This window comes from Bdellovibrio sp. KM01 (assembly GCF_013752535.1).
Taxonomy (GTDB): Bacteria; Bdellovibrionota; Bdellovibrionia; order Bdellovibrionales; family Bdellovibrionaceae; genus Bdellovibrio.
The window spans coordinates 557,534-578,727 of the sequence record NZ_CP058348.1 but is presented as its reverse complement, the minus strand read 5'-3'; the positions used below and the strand labels follow the sequence as shown (position 1 = coordinate 578,727).

General features: G+C 44.9%; 21 protein-coding genes. 5 read left to right on the top strand and 16 right to left on the bottom strand.

What is annotated here, in order from left to right:
* Positions 1–25: 25 nt before the first annotated feature.
* The 5 genes from HW988_RS02950 to HW988_RS02930 all read right to left on the bottom strand — a co-directional run bounded on the left by HW988_RS02950 (position 26) and on the right by HW988_RS02930 (position 5,752).
* Complete coding sequence (locus tag HW988_RS02950; protein WP_181606155.1) at positions 26–1,159, bottom strand: polysaccharide deacetylase family protein; 1,134 nt, start codon at positions 1,157–1,159, stop codon at positions 26–28.
* Positions 1,156–2,514, bottom strand: a complete 1,359-nt coding sequence (locus HW988_RS02945) for a hypothetical protein (RefSeq protein ID WP_181606154.1) — start codon at positions 2,512–2,514, stop codon at positions 1,156–1,158. Before HW988_RS02945 ends, HW988_RS02950 begins: the two co-directional genes overlap by 4 nt.
* Before the next feature lie 94 nt (positions 2,515–2,608).
* Positions 2,609–3,748, bottom strand: a complete 1,140-nt coding sequence (locus HW988_RS02940) for a polysaccharide deacetylase family protein (RefSeq protein ID WP_181606153.1) — start codon at positions 3,746–3,748, stop codon at positions 2,609–2,611.
* A 100-nt stretch (positions 3,749–3,848) separates the two neighbouring features.
* The gene (locus HW988_RS02935; RefSeq protein WP_181606152.1) at positions 3,849–5,189 is read right to left on the bottom strand and encodes an O-antigen ligase; all 1,341 of its coding nucleotides are present in this window, start codon (positions 5,187–5,189) and stop codon (positions 3,849–3,851) included.
* Between the two features lie 2 nt (positions 5,190–5,191).
* Complete coding sequence (locus HW988_RS02930) at positions 5,192–5,752, bottom strand: SLBB domain-containing protein (protein WP_181606151.1); 561 nt, start codon at positions 5,750–5,752, stop codon at positions 5,192–5,194.
* Between the two features lie 93 nt (positions 5,753–5,845).
* Here HW988_RS02930 and HW988_RS02925 point away from each other — a divergent pair, with 93 nt between their 5' ends.
* Positions 5,846–6,877 carry a hypothetical protein gene (locus HW988_RS02925; RefSeq protein ID WP_255490182.1) on the top strand — a complete coding sequence of 344 codons (1,032 nt, stop codon included), beginning with the start codon at positions 5,846–5,848 and terminating at the stop codon, positions 6,875–6,877.
* Positions 6,878–6,936: 59 nt separating this feature from the next.
* Here the strand turns inward: HW988_RS02925 and HW988_RS02920 are convergent, their stop codons facing one another.
* The 4 genes from HW988_RS02920 to HW988_RS02905 are packed head-to-tail and all read right to left on the bottom strand — an operon-like array spanning position 6,937 to position 9,081.
* On the bottom strand, positions 6,937–7,815 hold the full coding sequence (locus tag HW988_RS02920) for an SDR family oxidoreductase (protein ID WP_181606150.1): 879 nt from the start codon (positions 7,813–7,815) through the stop codon (positions 6,937–6,939).
* 8 nt (positions 7,816–7,823) lie between these two features.
* A complete protein-coding gene (locus tag HW988_RS02915; RefSeq protein ID WP_181606149.1) occupies positions 7,824–8,231 on the bottom strand; it encodes a response regulator in 408 nt (135 codons plus the stop codon).
* Positions 8,232–8,269: 38 nt separating this feature from the next.
* Positions 8,270–8,587: a hypothetical protein gene (locus HW988_RS02910; RefSeq protein WP_181606148.1), complete on the bottom strand. Its 318-nt coding sequence runs from the start codon at positions 8,585–8,587 to the stop codon at positions 8,270–8,272.
* A gap of 35 nt (positions 8,588–8,622) precedes the next feature.
* On the bottom strand, positions 8,623–9,081 hold the full coding sequence (locus tag HW988_RS02905; RefSeq protein ID WP_181606147.1) for a hypothetical protein: 459 nt from the start codon (positions 9,079–9,081) through the stop codon (positions 8,623–8,625).
* A 99-nt stretch (positions 9,082–9,180) separates the two neighbouring features.
* Here HW988_RS02905 and HW988_RS02900 point away from each other — a divergent pair, with 99 nt between their 5' ends.
* Positions 9,181–9,888 (top strand): response regulator transcription factor, encoded by a 708-nt coding sequence (locus tag HW988_RS02900; protein ID WP_181606146.1) that lies wholly within the window; start codon positions 9,181–9,183, stop codon positions 9,886–9,888.
* Here HW988_RS02900 and HW988_RS02895 read toward each other — a convergent pair.
* Positions 9,866–10,273: an Hpt domain-containing protein gene (locus tag HW988_RS02895; protein WP_181606145.1), complete on the bottom strand. Its 408-nt coding sequence runs from the start codon at positions 10,271–10,273 to the stop codon at positions 9,866–9,868. The genes HW988_RS02900 and HW988_RS02895 overlap by 23 nt on opposite strands.
* 122 nt (positions 10,274–10,395) lie before the next feature.
* Between HW988_RS02895 and HW988_RS02890 the strand changes: the two genes are divergently transcribed.
* On the top strand, positions 10,396–12,909 hold the full coding sequence (locus HW988_RS02890; RefSeq protein ID WP_181606144.1) for an ATP-binding protein: 2,514 nt from the start codon (positions 10,396–10,398) through the stop codon (positions 12,907–12,909).
* On the opposite strand, the gene HW988_RS02885 is transcribed toward HW988_RS02890, so the two are convergent.
* From HW988_RS02885 to folD, 5 genes are all read right to left on the bottom strand, one after another.
* Complete coding sequence (locus HW988_RS02885; RefSeq protein ID WP_181606143.1) at positions 12,902–14,029, bottom strand: hypothetical protein; 1,128 nt, start codon at positions 14,027–14,029, stop codon at positions 12,902–12,904. The two genes, HW988_RS02890 and HW988_RS02885, sit on opposite strands and share 8 nt — an antisense overlap.
* 119 nt (positions 14,030–14,148) lie before the next feature.
* Positions 14,149–15,456, bottom strand: coding sequence for a class I SAM-dependent rRNA methyltransferase (locus tag HW988_RS02880; RefSeq protein WP_255490181.1), 1,308 nt, complete (start codon positions 15,454–15,456; stop codon positions 14,149–14,151).
* 3 nt (positions 15,457–15,459) lie between these two features.
* A complete protein-coding gene (locus tag HW988_RS02875; RefSeq protein ID WP_181606142.1) occupies positions 15,460–16,569 on the bottom strand; it encodes an esterase-like activity of phytase family protein in 1,110 nt (369 codons plus the stop codon).
* 2 nt (positions 16,570–16,571) lie between these two features.
* Complete coding sequence (locus tag HW988_RS02870; protein ID WP_181606141.1) at positions 16,572–17,612, bottom strand: aromatic ring-hydroxylating dioxygenase subunit alpha; 1,041 nt, start codon at positions 17,610–17,612, stop codon at positions 16,572–16,574.
* Positions 17,613–17,638: 26 nt separating this feature from the next.
* Positions 17,639–18,487, bottom strand: coding sequence for a bifunctional methylenetetrahydrofolate dehydrogenase/methenyltetrahydrofolate cyclohydrolase FolD (folD, locus tag HW988_RS02865; RefSeq protein ID WP_181606140.1), 849 nt, complete (start codon positions 18,485–18,487; stop codon positions 17,639–17,641).
* Between the two features lie 168 nt (positions 18,488–18,655).
* Between folD and HW988_RS02860 the strand changes: the two genes are divergently transcribed.
* Complete coding sequence (locus HW988_RS02860; RefSeq protein ID WP_181606139.1) at positions 18,656–18,940, top strand: hypothetical protein; 285 nt, start codon at positions 18,656–18,658, stop codon at positions 18,938–18,940.
* A gap of 102 nt (positions 18,941–19,042) precedes the next feature.
* Positions 19,043–19,843, top strand: a complete 801-nt coding sequence (locus HW988_RS02855) for a DUF4476 domain-containing protein (protein WP_181606138.1) — start codon at positions 19,043–19,045, stop codon at positions 19,841–19,843.
* 38 nt (positions 19,844–19,881) lie between these two features.
* Here HW988_RS02855 and HW988_RS02850 read toward each other — a convergent pair whose 3' ends face one another.
* Positions 19,882–21,129 (bottom strand): FAD-binding oxidoreductase, encoded by a 1,248-nt coding sequence (locus HW988_RS02850; RefSeq protein ID WP_181606137.1) that lies wholly within the window; start codon positions 21,127–21,129, stop codon positions 19,882–19,884.
* Between the last annotated feature and the right edge of the window lie 65 nt (positions 21,130–21,194).

The following is a 21,194-nucleotide window of genomic DNA, read 5'->3' as shown; positions in this document are numbered from 1 at the left end:
ACCAACCCAAAAACCAAAACAACTTCTAGGGGACGGGTTTTTTCACCAGCTTGCTGTTATAGCGTGCCGTTGCGTCCGCGGGTTGGAGTAGTACTACACTGAAGCCTCGATTGTAAAGCTCGGCAAGCAACTGTGGCAGGACCTCTGCAGTTCTTCTATGGATGTCGTGCATGAGGAGAATGCCTTTACCTTTTTTATCGATGGTTTCTAGAGTATGTCTCAGAAGTTCTTCGTTGGTTTGGGCTTTCCAGTCTTCGCTGTCGATGTTCCAGTTGAATTCTGCTACAGAGTTCTGATTTAGAAAGTTACGTAGATCTGGGTCGACCTCTCCGTAAGGGAAGCGGAAGAACGGCTCGACGAAGCCCAACGTATCGAATGCGGCCTGGTGCCCACCCTTGATCTCAGCGACGGCTTCGGTAAAGGACAAGGCCTTGTACATCAAGCGTTCGCAGGTTGGCGTATTTGCCAGGCAGGAATGAGTCATGGAGTGAGTGCCAACAGCGTGACCATCAGTCGCTACGGCTTTTGTGACATCGAAGTTCTGACGGATGCTTTTTCCTAGTTGGAAGAAGTGCGCCTTGGCGTTGACCTCTTTCAATGACCTTAAAACCGAAGGCGTGTAAATCGCACTCGGGCCATCGTCAAACGTGATTACGATCTCTTTGGGACCCACATCCCCCGCTCTCGCATAATATCCTTTGGAAACATCACGATATTGAACGTTGTCTGGAAATTGAAAGGTATTTCCAGAAGGCTGTTGGCTCAAGGCGTTCACGCGGATTTTCAAAGTCGCGCGTTCGGCGGCATAATGTCTTTCTAGCTGAGCCAGTAAATCTTTACGACAGGGCATTACCAACTGCTTGTTGGATTCGTTGCGAATTTCATTCTCAAAGATCGTTAGCGACAAACCATCAAGGTCTTTTAGCTTACTGCAAATTTGTGAACTTAGCTTTTCCTGCTCATCCAGATTTTTCGGTTCTTGACGCCACTGAACAAACAAGTTTTCAGGATTAGAAGGTGATGCCGACCATTCCGCCAACGAAGTGGCGTTTTTATTTACCTGAATTGTATTTTGAATCTGTTGACCAACGCCATTTCCACAGGAGGATAAAAGCAAAGTGGCTGCCACATAAGTTAAAGATTTTTTCACTGAACTCATATCACATTCACCGTCTCGTCCTTGTCGGGCTGTTTAAGATTCAATTTAATTTTTGAATTTTCAATGATCACTCGCGGATCCAGGGAATGGCCATCCCATACCACTAAATTGCGAGTCGCCTCCGCCGTGATCACATTTGGGTTCCAAAGGTATCTGAAGTAAATAATCAACGAACCAACAAATTGACTGATCAGCACACTCAGTAAAGCCAGTGCCATCAGACCGATTTGTGGAACTGTCGTTTCCCAACGAGCCGATTCAAGGATATCAAAACGACGTCCGATGGAAAGTTTCAATGACTCTAATTTCGCCAAAGCAGAGCTGACTTCTTTATAGCGATTGAACTCAAGTTCCGATTTCTTTTTCAGATCCTCGGCCATTTGGGCCTGGAATGGAAGTTCTCGTGATTCCGCTTTTAAGTTTTCAATAGAAGCTTGAACCTGAGAAAGCTGATCTTTCAAGATATCGTTTTGATTTTTCAAATTCTCGATCTGCCCGCCCACTCCATACATGGAATTATCGGCACCCGCTGTGCGGTCCTTATTTAAGTAAGAGATCATTTTTGAATTCTGACTGATTTTAAGTTTCAACTCGTTCGAGCGAACCAAAAGCTCACTGACATAATCCCCGATTTTGTCTTTGGAGCCCAAAGGCAGCATGCTCTTATCGCGATTCTGCAATTCCGCGAGTTCCTTACCAATCGTCACTAATTTTTCATCGGCATCTTTTTTCTGCTCGGCCATGAATGCTTCGACACGACCGATTTCATCCAGCTCACGCTTTCTTAAAAGTCCGTCGGCTGTTTGCACAACTGTGTTCACCAGGAACAACGACATCGCGCGATCTGGAGTGGCAGCAACGATTTTGATTTCAAAGTCTGAATCCAATTGCGCTTTGGTCCAACGATCCAGCTTTTGCAAAACCGCGATTTTGTTCTCAGGAGATTTATCAATATCTTTTAAATATTTGTCGCGGAAGGTTTCAAAACCCTTGCGCTCTTCCAGAGATATTTGTCCCGATTCACCACGCTCAGGAATTTTCGCCAGAACAGCTTCAAAAAATTCTCGGGTTTTCAAATATTCGATGTGTTTAGAAAGCAGACTGCTGCCTTTTTTAGATTCCTGCAGAGATTTGTTCAAACCAAAGAACTGCGTGGAAAACGCCTGGACTGCAGAATTTTGCGAGTCATTAAAGATAATCGACGTAGTCGCTACATAGGGAATTTTAACAGCGTAAATGATCACACTGACCGTGAATAAAACCGCAGTGAAAACCGCGAACATCCGCCAGTGTGACAAATATAATTTCAAGATTTCGCCAACGCTGAGTTCTGGCTCTAAATGTGGATCGTTCATAACCCCAAAATCCCCCGACCTAATAGTTTTGCCACCCTTTCACAAGGATGGCCTGTGTCTATTATGTAATGAGGATTAAGATCCTGAAATTTCCTTACGGTGCAGGATTGACTGGGACTGTCATTGCTTTCTTAGGCTTCAAAAGAACAATCTTGTAACCGCCGTTGTAAAGCTGATTCAAAATTTCTGGAAGTGCTTCTGCCGTTCTTTGATGAATATCGTGGAAAAGGATAATGCCTTTGCCTGCAGCTTTCACTTGGTTCATCGTATTTTTAATCAAATTCGATGGAGTCTGTGACTTCCAGTCATTGGAATCGATTCTCCAATAGAAGTTACCGATTCCTCTGTTGTTCAAATAAGCCGTCAAAGATTTATCGTATTCACCATATGGAAATCTAAAGAATGGGTCCACCCAACCCAGAGTGTTTTTAATCGCATTCATGCTGCCTGCGATCTCCTCTGTGGCCTGCTTAAACGATAACGCTTTACCACCATTGTTTTTTGCGCAGATCGTTTTGTTCGCAAGACATCTGTGAGTCATCGAGTGACCGCCAATGGAGTGGCCATCGGCTGCAACCATTTTCACGATGCTTGGATTTGCATTCACGTTCTTACCCAAGTGGAAGAAAATAGCTTTAGCGTTCATTTGCTTCAAAGTTTTCAAAATAATCTGCGTGTATTTTTCAGATGGACCGTCGTCAAACGTCAAAATAACCTCGCCCGGAGCCACATCTGCATTCACAGCGTAGTAACCATTCGACATATCACGAATTTGAACATTGTCTGGGAATTTTCGAGGAGTTACGGGGCGATAGTCTCTGGGTGTCGTCTGATCACCAAAGAAATTTTCCAGGTTCATAGTCAAATTATCGCGATCATCTTCATAAAACTTTTGAACTTTTGCCAAAAGATCAGCTTTACAGCCTTTAAGCATTTCCGCATTTTCCGCGCGCTCAATTTCCGGTGCCATCAGTGAAAGAGTTTGGCCATCGGCCTCAAGCAAAGCCTGACAGACTTCTTCCGCCTTTAGTGATTTAGCTTTGATTTCAGATTGCCATTTTTCAAAAACACGATCGGGATGATTTTCAGAACCTTCCCATGCTGCCATTGAAACTGCAGCCTGGTTATCATTCAAAGACAATTGTAGATCCTGTTTAGCAACATCAAAACCGCTATTACAAGCAGTCAAAGACAGCATACCCGCAGTCAAAACTAATACGATTCCTGATTTCATTTCGCATCCTTTTTAGAAAGGGACTTCATCGCTCGAGAGTGGAGCAGTTTTTGTACCGACCTCAGGTGCAAGTCAAGGCGGAATCACGCGGAATGGGCGTCTAAGACTTAGACAGTAGCCCCAGTTGGGCACTTATGGTTTCCTTTGTAGAACTTGCAGAGCGAATTCGCACCTCTTCAAAAACGGCCGCAGCAACGAAGCCAAAGACCATCCAGTAAAGACGATCCGCCATACCCCCAATAGATAAGTGAATATGATAGATCACTAAAATCGGTATATGAGCAAGCAGATAAATTGAGACTTGCCGTTTTGCGATACTAAATGTTTTCAAAGCTTTCAATGAGCCGATTGTCATGAAACCCAGGGCTATCGCGGCAAGTACCAACAAGGGCCATCCTCCCACAACACCTGCCGAGACAAAAATGTTGTGCGGATCTTTAAATGAATTGTAATTAGAAACATCAACATCATTTCCGGAAGCAAACTTAGACATCAAACCATGGCCTAACCACGGTTCTTGTTTAAAGATCTCGCTGCCACGCTCAACTTCTTCCAGGCGCGAGGCAATTCCATCCTGTGCTTGTCGACCACCCAACGAAGAATGCCCCGTTGCGATGTCATGGGCGAGCTCGTAACTTTGCATACCAAAGAACAGCGTAAAGGTTGTGAGAAATGAAACCACACCGAATTTAAACATGCGCCCCTTTGTCGTCCTGGTTTCATGCAGAATCAAAGTCAGCAAAAACGCAAACATCGCCGCCGCCGCCGAGGAACGCGTTCCCGTTAAAATGATCGCGATGAAACTCACAAATAAAATCAGCGAATTCCAAATCTTATGTTTCAGTTTGTACTCAAGGAGGAAAGTACCTAATGAAAATACGAAAGCGGTGGTCGCACAGGTCACCATGTGAGGGATGTGTTTAAAGACGCCAATAAAGCGGCCACCTTTAAATGTAGAACCCGGATGCAGAACCAAAACCACCAGTGAGAGTAAAACTAAAGCCCCCGTCCAGCGCTGCACAAACCTTAGAAAATCCTGAACATTCCATAAACTCGGGATGATCAAGCCATAGATGCCCACCATGAAAAGCGACACCAGCATCGCACCGATCTGCATGATCGCTGATTCATCGGGATTGACGTAATAAACTTGCAGTAAAGTCTGCACCGCCAAAACAATCATTAAAAAGAAAACAAATAACTTATAGAAGCCACTGAGGTGCTGGCGAGCGCGAACTCGCAGCCATAAAAGAACCAACGGTCCTCCGAACAAAAACGTCAAAAGGACATTGATATAAGGATGCATCCCCTGCTGAAAAATCAAATACGGAACTTCCCGTGGGATAGGTAAGATTCCGCCTAACGAAACTTTGCAAAGAAACGTCAAGGCCACCAGGCATTTTATCAAAAATAAAATACGCGCGTCCTTTACGTGAATCATGTTTAGTGAGCTCCGTTGTGCCCTGAATTTTTGTCAATCAACAGCGCCGTCAAAGCGATCCCCAAAACCAGGGAAACCACTGTGATCGTGCGAGTCGCATCACTGCTCACCATATATGACTTGGAAGGAACATAAATGAAATCATCCTGAGCAAGCTTTAACTGTTTCGCTCCCCCATATTTGATTACCTTTTCAGCATCGACTTCGTAAGCACCTTGATACTCACTGACGGCTTTAGATTTAATTTCCGCCCAAGATTTTGGTTCGAGTTTTCTCACCGTAATTTCAGACATATCTCCAGTGCTACCAGCGCCGCCTGCCAAAGTGATCAGCTTCAATAAATCAGTGGATGGAGGAACATAGTAAATTCCTGGTCTAGTGACGGCCCCCAAAAGCTGCACACTAATCAACGACTCTTTAGGTGAAGAGCGGAAAATATATTCAGATGCTTGCTGAGGTTGTTTGATATCGTTGCCCAACGAATCCGGTGATTGCGCAAATGCAACGGAATTTAGAGTGAAAACCAGAGCAATGACATATCGGGAACACTTAGAAACAAACATCTACAACCTCCACACTGGACCTAAATCGAGAGCCATAAGTCTTGTCAATAATTTTCAATGACGGACTTCGGTCCATAGACCAGAATAAAGTCTATGACAAATCCTTCCGTTCCCGAGCATGAAAAACTATTCGATGAAATTTGTAATAAATTGAATGAGCTTAGCACGACGGCTGACACGGATGAAAATCATCCAACTCAGCCAAAGTACGAGCAAATGCAAGAGCAGATGAAGAAATTCAATTCTGACTTGAAAGGTTCGCAAGAGGAATTGCGCGAGAAAATTAAATCTCTCGAGAGCGTTTCTTACGGATCTGAAACGTTGGATGCTCAAACAAAATTGTTGGCTGATCAACTCAGCGCAGAACGCGCAACGAATGCTAAGATGTCCTCGGACCTTGCAAAATCGTTAGAATTGAGTTTGCAGCTGCAACTTGAAATTCAAGGTTTGAAAGCACGCGCCCTCCAAATTCAAAGCGAAGAGAAAAAATACTCTCAGTCGATGTTTGAAAGAAATAAAATTCTTCAACGCGATCTGGATCTGACTCGTGCTTTGAAAGACGAAACCGCAATGGAATTCGCCAAAGCAAAAAGCGCTTGGGCCCGCGAGCAAGACTTGTGGGAACAACAGTACGAAAAAATGCAGGCCGAGATCCAAAAATTCAAACAAGACCAAGCAGATCTTGAACAAGCCAACGCAGATTTAATGGCCACGATTGAAGAGCGCGACAACACCATCAAATCATTGAATGAAGAGATTGAAAAAATCAGCACTTCTTTCAGCGAGGTTGAAGCTTCGGCACATCAGCAAAACGAAGTCTTGAAAAATCTGACTTCGGTGGCAGAGACTAAGATCGTTGAAATGAAAATGGCTTTGGATAAAAAATCCCTGGAAGCACAAGACTATTTCAGTCACCTGCAACAGGCACTCAGCCAATCTGTGATCTTGAAACAAGAAAACATGTCTTTGAAAGAGTACGTAGCGAAACTGAACTACTATCACCAGCAAGCGCAACATGCACAAAACGTGGTGAACCAGCAGCAGCTTCAGCAGATTCACGCCGCTCAACAGGGACAACAGATAGCTCAACCACAACCGGTCGCAGCTCCGACTGTTCAAGCTTAGGATTTAAAATACCAGTTTCCTCCGTGGGCTCAGAGGTTCCCTCCTTCTGAGCCCATTTTTTATTTCCCCCAGCGCTTCGATTCCGGCAGGAAATAAAACATCAACTTATGAAACCAGGACCCGGGAATCATCCTTCTTAAAACTCCAAAGATAATCGCGTCTAAGGTCACCTTGGTCCGCAAAGGCGGATTGCTCTTTTCGATCAGCCTGATAATTCGGTTCGCCACAGCTTCGGGACGACTGAACGAATACCCCATTAATTTTTCAATAAAGGGAGCCATCGAATCATAGTATTCAGAATGCGGACCGCGCAGTTCGTAACTTAAACGAGCCTTGGGTGATAAAATGACATTCTTGAATGAAGCCGAATTAATAAAGCCCGGCTGCACGATGCTGACATGGATTCCATACGGCCTGCATTCATACCACAAAGCCTCACTTACGCCTTCCAGTGCATGTTTGGATGCACTATATGACGCCATGGTGGGCATCGACACCATTCCACTGACAGAGGAGACATTGACGATGTGCCCTTTGCGCTGTTCACGCATAATGGGCAAAACAGATTTCATTAAATTCACCGGTCCAAAAAAATTGGTGCGCATCTGCAAGTCTTCGGCACTAACATCCATATGCTCGACTACGGAGCGAAAGCAGACACCGGCATTATTGATCAAAACATCAATTCGCTCCCAGCGGCGGCAGATCTCATTCACTACGGCAGAAATTTCCCCGTCTTGCGTTACATCCAAGGGCAGAAGCATTGTGTTGTCATTTTCAGGAAAGATCGATGCCAGCTTTTCAAAAGAAGGCGCTCGCGCGGTGACCACCACACGATAGCGATCTGAACGAATCATCTTTTCTGCAATTGCTTTACCCAAGCCAGAGCTGCAGCCAGTGATTAATATAACTTTACGGAAGACGGATAGGGTTTGCATTTTGCCTCCTATCTTGAGGGAGCAATATCAACTCCAAAGATTTTCTCTAAAGCCCGATCGCACTGCGGAACACTGATGGGCTTGGTAAGAACCTGCATATTATGCAAAAGCTCTCCGTACTTTGTGCGCAAAGCGATTTCGTCGACAATAGATACCAAAATGATAGGACTGGATTTTACAGCTCGTGCCAGGAAGCGGACCAGGTCTAAGCCTGTGCCCGCTCCTGAAAGGAATAAGTCCGTCACAATAAGAGAATACGGTGATTCATGAACGATCGAGGCGCTGACAAGTTTTTGCGCCTCTTCGCAGCTCACGGCCCAATCCAGGTGATAGTCTGTGAACTGCCGGCGCAAAATATGCTCCCAAATCGGCTTAAGGGCTAAATCATCTTCAACAACCAAAATTCTATTTTTCATGACGCTTCCTTGTTCATGATCTGGTTCGCGACAGGTGCTTACTGAGACGATGCTGGCATCGTCTCTACTAAGCGAGTTGCGGACCATTTCTTGATTCGGTCAGATACTTCTTTATTGGCTTTTTCAAGAGCCATAAAAGGACTTTTTGCGTCTGCGACGACGGAGAACTGCATCTCTCCAGATATCAATTCGACATCGACAACGAAGTCGTCCCCGTCATGATCAACAGCCATTTTCAATCGACTGTCAGACGGTGCATTGGCAGCAAGTCTTTCTAAAACGCGGCCACATGAGATAAGCAATTGTTCTCTTTCGGGAAGGGCGATATTTTCTGTTCTTAGTTCTACATTATTCATGCTGTTTTCTCCTGTGGTTAATCGTTTTATCTTTCTTATAAAAGCGCTTGAATTACTTCCTTACATTTATGCACCTGCAGTGGTTTCTGCAGATAAAATGGCAGATTGTCTGTTGTATTGCGTGCGGAATGCACCAATGCATCAAAGTTCGAAAGACTCATACTGCTGACGAAGACGAAGTGATCAGACACTTCACCGTATCTAGACCATAAATCAATACCCGTGTCCTCGCCGTCAAGAAATACGTCTGAGATAACTAAATCGTAAGGTTTCTCTGTATGAAAGGAATGCCTCAAGAGTGCTTCAGCACCAGCTTCTGAGGTCTCCCAATCAATATGGGCATTTGGAAAAGAAGATCGAATTATAGTTTCCCACAGAGGCCATTGGCCCATGTCATCTTCAACTATTAAAAAACGATACGGCTCAGTATCTAACATCATATTAGAAAGAACCGCGCTGGTAATCTGATTCTCGAGCGCCAGTGATGTATCCATGGCTACCTCCTACAACTTTGTTAATCATCGGTGCTGCACTTGGGTTTCGTGCTAAAATGATTTGATGATTTCGCAAAACACTGCTTAAATTCATTTTGTATGGCAAAAATTCTCTGCGTCGAAGACAGCTCTGAGTTCTTTATCTATCTGACTTCGGTACTGAAAGATCACAGTCTTACCCAAGCCGAATCAATTGCTGAGGCATTTAATATCGTGCAAACAGGTCGCGATAGTTTCGATATGGTACTGCTTGATATCTCACTTCCAGACGGAAATGGGATGAAGATACTTCCGGATCTTAAAGATTCCTTTAAAGCAAAACCTGTTCCTATTATCATTTTGAGCACTGACGATGACATCATCAGTAAAGTTGCGGCATTTGGTATTGGTGCGGATGACTATATTTCCAAACCACCAAATTCAAGTGAACTGCGTGCTCGCGTGGATGCACGTTTACGCGCTGTAAAATCTTATCAGCAAAATACACAGCAAGTTCAGTTGGGTGATTTGTTTATTGATTCAAATCGTATGTGCGTGGAAATTCGCAATCAAAAAGGCTCGGCACAAGTTGAGCTCACACCATTTGAATTTAAAATTTTAAAGATCCTTTGCAGTCGACCAGGGCAAGTGTTCAGCCGTGAACAGTTGATCGATCAGGTTTGGGGTGTCGGTAAATACGTCACCGAAAGAACCGTAGACGCTCACGTCAGCCACTTGCGCAAGAAAATCAGCGATAGCTCAGTCAAAGTGGAAACCGTATTGAGCGCGGGTTACAAAGCGACTATTAAAGATAGCGCTTCTGATTAGGAAATACCGCCTCCAGGTGCACAGCTAACTGACGCGCCTGAGCCACATAAAGAATTACATCTTCAGAATTTTCCCCGATATGTTCCGACTGCTTTAGCAGCCAGCTAAGATCTTTGGATCTTTTACCAAATTCCTTAAAACCAAGCATTTCTGCGGACCCGGCTAGTTTATGCGCAGCCTTCCAAACCACTTCAGACTCACCAGAAATGCTACCGCGCTCCAAAGCCGGAATACATTCGTTCAACGACACGCAAAACCGCGCCAAAATGCGCAACACAGTATTGGCCGTTGTATCCTCTAATAAATGATTAAATGCATGTGAATCAAAACCGGACAGCGTTCTAAGCTGCTTGCTGACTCCCACCAAGTCACTATCTATTTCCACCTTGCTGCTCCTTCATTTGTAATAATCTACCAAGAGGATTATATGCTGAATTTAAATTGGTTTGAAGAAACCTTCAAATCCAATTAACATTGTTCACATTCCGGTTTGTGAGAGTGGGTTTGATGAAACGTAACGGTGGCCTTAAAATCATTCTAAAAAAAGCCAGAAAATTCTTTCTGTGGATCCCCGTTCTGGCGCTGATTTCCGGCCTCTCTCTTTCGTTCTATATCCATAAACGCATGTTAGATCGGGAACAAGCCGATCAGCGTGCCGAGTCCATCAAACGCTCTCGCGAGATCATTCAATCTTTAGATCTCCTCTTATCAAATAGTATTCTAAGAATTCAGTCCTATGAAGAGTATATTGGCAGCCGTCCTGCTGACTATTACCGTGACATGGCCTTTCTGGGCCAATCATTGCGATATACTGTGTTTCAGCGCTTTTCGATTTATCAGATTTCGGGCAAACGCAACGCCTCCCCGCCTAAGCTAAAGCTGATTTCACGCATTAACACCCCGAACTCGGGAGTGCCTGAGATTAAGAGCAAGACTATGACCTCCCCTGCGGTCATTAAGGGCATTGAAGAAATCATCAAAAACAAAGAATACAGCCGGGCCGTTTTGCACGAACGAAACGGTGTTCCTCTGATTACTTATGTTCTGCAATCCAGAAGCCGTGAAAACATTTATTTCATCTTTACGGCTCCGCTGGTTTCATTATTTGAAAAGATCGATCTGCGCACCAGCGAATCCCTGGAAATTGAAGACATTAAAAATCAGAATTCCTGGATCATCACATCGGATAACAATTCCAAGTCAATACGGGCAGGTAACATATCCCGTCAAATTGGCCGTGACGACAGCCTGTTGCAAACATTGCGCTTGGGAGAGCCCCAACAAACAACGTTGAAAGTTCATTTCCATTTTAACTTTCAAAAATCTCAGGGTCTGAATGCCTCAACCATCACGGGGATCATGAGTATCTTGATCACTTTGATCATTTCCTATTTGTTCTGGGTCTTGGTTCAGCAAAACCGTCGCGTGGGTCGCCTGGTTATCGAAAAGACACACGACCTGGAACGCGCCCACCAAGAATTGCAAGAAGCCCTGGTTGCCAAAAGCCGCTTCCTGGGAAATATCTCACACGAAATCCGTACACCTTTGAATTTGATTCTGGGGATGGTGGATCTCTGTGAGGAAAAAGATACCGACAAAAAGATTCACGACTATCTTGTCAGCATGCGCTCCTCTGGTAATCATCTGCTGTCTATGATCGAGGATTTACTAGATCTAGCCAAAGCTGACACGAACGAATTGCAAGTTCAACCGAAGCGCATGCATCTGATTAACTTCCTGACGGATATTGCGAAAATTTCCGGTAGAGATTGTGCGAAAAAGAATCTGCAACTTTATTCTCAGTTTGCATTTGATTTACCGTCCTCGGTGAATTTCGATCCAAGCCGCCTTCGCCAGATTCTATTAAATCTTTTGCGCAATGCCTGCAAATACACGAACGAAGGCCACATCATTCTGCGCGTGAGTAAACTTCAGCAGCTGCCAGGCCATGCGATGACCCTGCGGTTTGAGGTCGAGGATACTGGAGTGGGTATTCAAGACGATAAGATTCACAAAGTTTTTGATGCCTTCTTTCAAGTTGAAAACTCTTACGCCTTCTCGGAGGGCGGAGTGGGCCTGGGCCTAGCCATCGTGAAAGAGTTGGTTAACAAATTAAATGGCCGATTGCATGTTGAATCCGCACCTAAAAAAGGAACTTTGTTCCGCGTGGATTTGGATATGGAAGTTTTGGATGGTACTAACTGGGTGGAAACGTTCCGCTCCCCTGATGATCAGGTCAAAGAATTTGTTTTGATTTCCGAAGATCGTATTATGCAACTGGCAGCTGAACCCCTCGCCATGCATCCGGCGATCATTTATTCCAAGCTGGATTATATTAGCGAGATTCGTAATTCGAAACCATCGTCTTTGCCGATGAATAAATGGATCCTGCTGGATGCGACTGCCGGAAATATCGCTGCAAGCGATATGGAATTACTACACCAGCACGGACGCGTTATCTTATTGGGCAAAAAAGACGAGATCCTGGTTAAATATCCTGGGCTAACAGATCCTGTTTTGGATTCTTCGCCGTTATCTTTAACGGATATTTTCCTGACGACTGGATTTTATGGCAAGAACACCCGCCGCACTGAAACCCGCGATCTCAGCAAACCCAAAGTGGAAGCCGCACGCAAAAGTATTCCAGATGGTTTAAACTTATTGGTGGCTGATGACGACGTTGGAAATCAAGAACTTTACATGGCATATTTTGATGGCAAGCCTTGGAATATCAAATACACGCAAAACGGCAAAGAAGCTCTGGAAGCTTATATCGCAAACCCAAGCGACGTTGTCGTTTTAGATGTGCGCATGCCATTGATGGATGGTTTTGAAGCTGCTGAAAAAATGCGGGCCTTTGAAAAAGATCAGGGACTTCCGCAACGTCCGATTCTATTGGTCACCGCCGATGCTTTGGAAGAAACCATGAGACGTGCGCAACAAATTCCTAATACGAGCTTCCTGACGAAGCCTATTCGCAAAAAAACTTTGATGGATGCGATCACTCAGACCATTAAGTAACCTGAGGCTCTATGGCTTTTTTCTGAGGCTTTTGAGGTTTCTGTGACTTGCCTGATGGAGTGCGCTTGCCCTTTTTGGGTTTTGCTTCCGCATCAGCTGGCTTATCATCGTTAGAGCTCACACTGCCACCACACTTAGAATATTGACTGATCTTGGCTTTGGTTTTTTGAACAGAGTCGCCGTTTCTTCCGCATTCTTTGGCATTGCCTTCGCAGATCGCCGCCCAATTGGTGTTGCCATTTTTTCCGGTAGCTGTTTTCGCAATCAGTGTTTTGCGATCGGCTAATTCAGAAGCTAGCATTCGAACTGCGCATTTTGAATTTTCCACTTTGTCTTTAAGATCAGCGCCATTGCATTGATCTTTTCCCAATTGGAACAAGCCATAGGCAGTCCCATGAGGAGCATCTTTATTTTCCGCACCCGGATCACAAGATGATTCAACCGATGCCATCGACATTAATGTCCAAACCCAGAATAGGTTTTTTTGCTCTTCATTCATTTTAGTATAATTCGGGCAAAGCTTACCGATGTCTTTAGGAGTATTTCCCGCAAAGGAAGATTTGTTCTCTCGGATATCAGCAAGTATGACGGTACCGACGGAACCAGGATTGCCATCATCTTTAATAAAAATGTCGCAGGTCTTATTGAAATCAGCACCCTGTTTATCTTGTGCAACCTCTTGCTTGCCGTTTTTGCTGATGGAAGGATCTTTGGAATTTGGATCGTCTGCTTGCTCGGCGATCTTCTTATTGATATCCGAAATTCCCTTACGGGCTTTTTGCGCATTGGATTCTTGAAGAAACGGACAATACTTAAAAGCCAGCTGCATGCCTGCCGCCAACTTTGTGGCATTGGACTTTGCCTCTTCTTCAGCAGCAGCTTGCTTAGCCAAAGCCTCTTGCTCTGCCGCCATTTGCGCATAAAACGCATCAAACACTGTTTGCGTGGATGTCGTTGTTGTTGTCGTCGTCGTTGCCGATGTCGCAGTTACAACCGGCGATGCCGCCGTCGTCGGAATTACTTGGGTCGCAGGCAATGGTGTGACCGATTGGGCATGCCCCACCACTGTAACACCAAACAACATGCTAAAAATAATATGATTACGAATCGACTGTTTCATCCCTGAACTTATCGGGGATTCAAGGTACAAGCCTTAGGAAATATTGGGGAAATTGAGCTTCGCGAGACAAACAACAAGGGCACAAGCAGCCCTTGGTCCAGCGAAGCTTTTAAGAACGATTATACGATGTAATGAACGTACATTTTTAGATAGAAACCCTCAGGAAATTGCATCAAAGTTGGATGGTCTGCCGCATGGCCACCACGCAAAACACTGCGCACTTCCGAGTAGTTTCTTAAAGAAGCTTTACGAATAGCATCGCGGAATTCTTCTTCTTCCAGTAAACCAGAACAAGAACAAGACGCCACAAAACCGTTCTTTTTGGCCAGACGGAAAGCATGCGTGTTCATTTTGATGTAAGCCGCTTTACCAACATGGATATCTTTTTTCGCTTTAATAAATGCAGGTGGGTCCGCGATCACGATATCGTATTGTTGAGTCGGCAGATTTGTCAGACCTTCCAAAACATCCATTTCGTGAACGATGACTTTCGCCCCTTCACGTTCGGCATTTTCTTTAGCAAAAGCCAAAGCTGTTTTAGAAACGTCCACCAAAGAAACTTCCACATCAAATCCTTCGGCTTTTAAAGCGCGAGTGATTTGTGTCGACCAGTGACCTACATAACAGCACAAATCCAAAATGCGGATGGATTTGGTGTTTTGCTGTTTTGCCCAGTTTTTAAATAAATTAATCGCCAAATAAATATTGTGCGTTTGATCCAGGAAGAAACCTGTTTTTTGACCTTCACGAAGATCACAACTCATTTTGATAACGCCAGCATCTGCTGCCGCATTTAAAAGAATTTCGACATGGTCCAATTTGAAATCAGGAAGATCCTTGATCACTTTCGCTTCGTTACCCGTCAAGCCTTCCAGCTTACGCACGCTCACGTCGTTACGAATGACCACGGCCGTTTGTGACCAATCGAATTCAGAAAGACCTTGCTCCTTGGCTTTTTCAGTTAGGCCATGGAAGAACGCTTCAGTATTTTGCAAAGCCTGATCCATGCCCGCCGTCACCAATTGGGCGACGAATACTTGGGCACGTTTCCCGCCCTGTTCGATCACATAGTAATCCAAAACCAAACCGGGAATGTAATCTGATTCACCGAAAGCCAACCGGAAGCTGCCACGGAATCCCGCTGCCTTACGCACTTTCCAGGAATTTAAAACTTTATCGTGGAGGAAGTTGAAACCAGTCGGTTCTTTATCCTGCGAATTGAAAGTCAAAGCACGAAACGCAATCAAAGAATGAGGATTACCGTAGCCGCGCGCCAGGAACTGACCTTTGGCATCTTGAAGCTCCACAGGTGTGCCCGGAGGTAAACCTTTAGGGCTGACTGATAATTCATTAGAGAACACCCAGGGATGCCCACTGCGAATGCGTTTATCAGCACCAGTACGAAGTCTCCAAACTGTCATCGTCATTTCTTATTCACCTTCAATTGCAAAAACCAGAAGCTCAGTCACTTCGTTCTTGGAAAAATTATTATCCGACATCACCAGCAACGTACGACGTCCATCTGGCAAATTCGGTCCGAATGCCAGGGCTTCAAAGTTTTGTACGTCTTTTTTGCCACGTTCTTTCGTCAAATCGGTTTCAAAATCCACCAGCTTCACTTTTTCAGCAAGTGTGTATTTGTGGTCTGCAAGCTTTACCATAGCCAGCGTATCCGTGGCCTTGCTTACGTCTGCCACATACAAGCCCACCGTGGATTTCCAGCCCTTGCCGTATATGCGCGCTCCGCGCTCCAGGACGATTATTTTGGATTCTGATAAGGCCAGAATCTCGGAGACGCCTCGGAAAATCTCGCGACCGATTTGATTGTCATGGAAAGCATCGATTTTGTAGGCGAACTCTGCTGCCGGCGTAAAATAGCCACGTTGAGCTCCGCGATCCTCAAACTTCAAAATACGAATGATGGGACCATTTGCCTCGGTTTCCATATCGATATCTTGAGTCAGCGGGGCTTCCAATGAAGTAAAAACGAACTTGCCATCGCGAGTGACTGCTAGCCCCTCAAAGGCGCCATTGTTTTGAATGCCCTTGGATTGCTGACCCGTGCGCTCTGGAAGATATTTATCCGGAATAGTGATGTCGTATTTCCATTTGCCATCGGCAGCAACTCGGAACACACGAGGCATAGATCGAGGTTTTAAATCGTTATTACCTTCAGAGGAAATCAGGAAATCCCCGTCAGGCATGGCAACCAAACCTTCCAAGTCCAAAAAGGCTTTGCGAGAGCCCTCTTTTTTCAAACCATTTACGAACTTTACTGATTTAGGAATAAGGGTGACAGCTTTGCCGTCGATCTTAAGATCGAACTGATAAAAACGGGGTTCACCCCAACGACCTTTGTCATCACTGACGGCACTTAAAACCCCTTCAGCATAAGTAATTCCCGAAAGACCACCAATAGTGGTTTCATCAAATTTGGCTCCGGTGACGATGGAGGTCTCGCCCACGTATTTCAAACTCAGGGCTTGGGCCTGACAAGTAAGACCCGTTGCCAGAACCAAACTCCAAAAAATTTTATGCATTCTTAGCTTCTCCAGCGAAGTTCCGTTTGTTTGACCGGATTCACGAAAGGACGCTTTTCTTCCAAGGCGTTGTGATATTCGGTCTTTAAAGAGTAATACCACTTTGCCTGTGTGTCAGCGTCCTTGATGAGCATGAGACTTGGGTCGTATTTCAACCCCTCTTGTTGCTTGGTAACAGCATCCATGTCCTGTCCCAGGAAGACTTTGCCGAATTTATCGACTGCGGGTTTGAACAAAGACAACCAGGGAATATCCCAGACTGCCAATTGAGTGACACGCGTGTTCTTTTCATCCACCGGAGTCAATGCCGTATAAGAATAGAACTTACGCTCCCCGACCTGAATATGTTCCACACGAACACATGGCAAAGTGAAAGTAATTTCCGTCGTTGGCACTCCACCCAATAATTTATAGGCCTTGGAATTTGAAGATGGTTTATGACGAATCATCTGAAAGCCAAAGTCCACGGGCCCAAAAAGTTTTTTCTTTTCGAGCATGGATTTTTCAGAACGCCAGAACCAGCTTTTGTGAACATAAGGCCCGTGAGCTGGGTCCATCAAGCCAATCACTGCGTGATCGACGTGACATGGGAAATTCACCACGTAAGTCAGATTTGGTTTCTTACCTTCAGGAAATCCCTGCATGACAGGTGGTTGCGGAACTTTGGACAAATCAAAATCTTTATCGCCCATGAAAATCCAGATCAAACCCTGGGCTTCATGTACGGGATAGCTGCGCACTTTGATTTTGTTAGGATTCAAATCCTGATCCGGGCACAAAGAAGGAATCTCAGTGCACATACCCGTGCCGTCGAATTTCCAGCCATGGTAAGGACACTCAAGCGTATCATTAACCACACGTCCATAGCTTAACGGAATCCCACGATGAGGGCAGATGTCGCGCATTGCAGACACTTTGCCTTTTGAATCACGATAAAACACCACCGGCTCATTTAAAATTTTGCGCGCAGTTGCTTTATTGATTGCGAGTTCGGAACTAGGCAAACCCACGTACCATACGTTTTTCAAAAATCCTGTGAACATTGTGAACCTCGAAATATAGGAACTAGTCAGACTCTTTTTTCAGCCAAGAGACAAGTGTTTTCAAGGAGCGTTGTAATAGTCATGGGTCCAACTCCGCCAGGAACCGGGGTTGCAGCCTTTGCCCACCCTTCCAGCTCTGAAAATCTGACGTCACCACACAATTTTCCACCCTGGCCGGAGCCGTGCATACCGACATCCACCACGATAGCGTCTTTCTTGAAATCATCTTTACCCAGAAGCTGGGCTTTACCGGCAGCCACCACCACCAAGTCTGCATTTTTCGTAAACTGTGCCAGATTTTTGGTTTTTGAGTGACACAACGTCACCGTCGCGTTCGCCTCAGTCAAAAGCATCGCCATTGGCTTCCCAACGATATTGCTGCGACCAACCACCACTGCATTCATGCCTTCAACATTGATGTTATAATGCTTAAGGATGGTCATCACTCCCTTAGGAGTACACGGACTGACAAGAGGTTGTCCTGCAAAGAAATAACCCAGAGATTTGTACGTCAAACCGTCTGCGTCTTTCAAAGGCGAAACCGTCTGCAAAACTTCATGAGTACTTAAATGTTTTGGCAAAGGAAATTGCACCAAAATGCCGTCTACGCCTTCATCGGCATTCAGCGTTTCGATCATCTCTGTCAGCTCGGGTTGAGTGATGTCTTCGCGCAAAGCGTGAATCGTCGAAGTCATTCCGACTTTCTCGCAAGCCGCTTTCTTGTTTCTGACGTATACCTGGCTGGCTGGGTCTTCCCCACAAATGACCACCGCTAAATGGGGGGCGCGGCCAGTTTTGTTTTTAAAGGCTGCAATACGGGGAATCAGGGAGGTGCGAACGTGATTTGATACTTCTTTGCCATCTAAAATGAGCACTGAAAACCCTCCCCGGTAATGAGCCCCCAATTTCCTGCATTTATCAAAGAAATTCAATGGTTTAGTTAATCTAAACGGAAATAAAACAGACCGCTGCGGGGCATTTAATGCTTGATTCGAAGCTTTGATTTAATGTACAAGTTCTTAAAAACACTAGGGGATTTAAAGATGGCAGATAAAGTTAAGCTCTCAAAAGACGGTAGCTCCATTGATTTCGTACAGTCTGAAAGCTTGCCCACATCACTAAAGAAGTTCCGTCAAAGCCCTGAGATCGAAGGTTTCTACCGTTTCGTTTTCGAAAACGATCTTCAAAAAGAATCTTACGACATCTTGGATCGTATCATCCAACAGCGTAAGGCAAAAAAGGCTGGCGCGAAAAAAGAAGCTGCCGCTGCTGCCAAAGAAGAAAAAGCCGCTGCTAAAAAAATCGAAGCAAAAGGCAAAAAGAAATAATCTGTTCCCACAGATTGCATCGAAAAGGCTGATCATGGATCAGCCTTTTTTATTTGAATCGCAGGTTACTCCCATGCCATCCTTGGATTTTGCGGAGGTTACATGTTTCAACTTTTGAAAATTTCTATCGCTCTGATTTTGGCTTCAGTCGTTGTTAGCTGTGGTGGCGCGACCGATGAGCACGGTAACGGCTTCGCTCCTAAGAACAGACTTAAATGGACTTCCATTCCTTCAGAATTCAATCCCCGCGTTGAAGATGTTTCTTTGAACACGCAAAACCTTGAAGCAATTAAGATGAACATTTTTGGTTTCATCGCTGATGTTGAAGTTGCCTACTCCGCAGATATTCCAGAAGGAGAAGGCTATCTTCGCCTTTTCACAGTTTCTAAAAATGGCGGGTCTTTTGGTCGCATCGATCATCGCAATTCGGGAAACACTTTGAACTTAAACAGTTATGGTTCATATGCTTGCAATATCAGAATCAAAGATGGCGCAATTACTTCGCTTGATGGTGGCTGCTATGTGCGCATGCAAGTTTACTTGCCAAAAGGTGCAGAGATTGAAGTTTACAATGTTGGCACATTAATATCGAAACGCTTTCAACCCATGTCACTTTCTGATTTCCTGACAGCGATTGATAAAGCCAGCTTTGACAGTGACAAATTCCCATTGATCGAAGACTTCTTAAACTCTTACGTACAAACAGGTAAAAAACCTTCGATGACTTGCCAACAATTGGGTGGAGTGGTGAAGGACTTCATGAGAACGGAAGCTAAGTACACCGCTTTACGCAAACTGCATTTCGCAGTCACTGATCGTGAAAACTTAAGTGCCATGATTGATGATGTCTTCAGTTATTACGATCGCCCGAAAGCTCGCACGATTGTGGGACTACCAAATTAAGAATAAAAAAAAGCCCGGGAGACCGGGCTTTTGCTTTTTTAGAAGCGGTTTGGAGCGAAGATTTCCAGATCGACGAATGGAGTTTTCTTTTCGATCAAATCGGCAACCAGCAAGCCCGTACCCGCGCCTGATTGAAGGCCCAACATCTGATGGCCTACGGCCAACATTAAGTTAGGGATCTTATCGTGGTAACCGATCAAAGGCACACCGTCTGGTGTACATGGACGAAGCCCCGCCCACAATTCTTGAACTTCCAATTGCTCTGGAAGATACAACAACTCAGCTGCACCACGTTTGATGTTGTTCACACGACGTTCAGTCACAGAGAAATCCTGATCCACAAGTTCCAAAGTCCCTGCGATACGCAAACTGTTTTCACGCGGAGTGATCGCAATTTTGTTTTCGATGAACATGATTGGATACTTAGGTTGTTTTTCAAGTTTAGGCACGATCATCGCGTAACCTTTACCGCCCAAGATAGGAATTCTTAAACGCAAAAGTTTCGCCAAATCTTTTGACCAGCTACCCGTCGCCACAACGATTTCTTTGAATTTGAATTCACCTTGAGAAGTAAGCGCTTTGGTAACTTTGCCACCAGAGATTTCAAGATCGATCAATTCGCAGTTTTCGATGATTTCACCACCGTTTTTACGAATCTCTTCAGCCATTGCCTGAACCACTTGGAACGGCTCTGCCATAGCTTCCTGATCAAAGTACACACCACCCAACATTGGTGGACGGAATGCAGGTTCGAAAGCCATCAATTCTTCACCGGTCATTTGTTTACCGGTAACGCCAACGCCTTTAACGTATTCAAGTTCTTCAACAGCTGCTGCCACACCTTCTTTAGTGCGTGAAACCATCAAAAGACCTTTTTGTTCGAAACGAGTTTTTGGATATTTGTCGCCCAGTTTTTTGTATTCAACCAAGGATTTTTGCGAAAGAACCACCAGGCCTTCAACCGCGCGACGCGCTTGAGTTTCGTTCATCGCTTTCATGAAATGGAATAACCATGCAGCCAAATCCAAAGATAGGGACGGTTTGATATGCAATGGGCTGTTAGGATTTGCCAGCCACTTCATAGATTTTAGAAACATACCAGGCATTGGCAATGGCATTGAAAAGCAAGGAGTCATCCAACCTGCATTTCCGTAAGAGCAACCGCGACCTACAGTTCCTTTATCAATCACACAAACTTTGTGACCACGACGAGAAAGTTCAGCACCCACGGAAGTACCGATAATGCCGGCACCGACTATTAAAATATCGAATTCTTTGTTTTGCATAGGATAAGAAATGTGCCTTTTTTAGGGAAAAAGCAAGTCCCGCGAAACGGCGCTATTTGGCATAA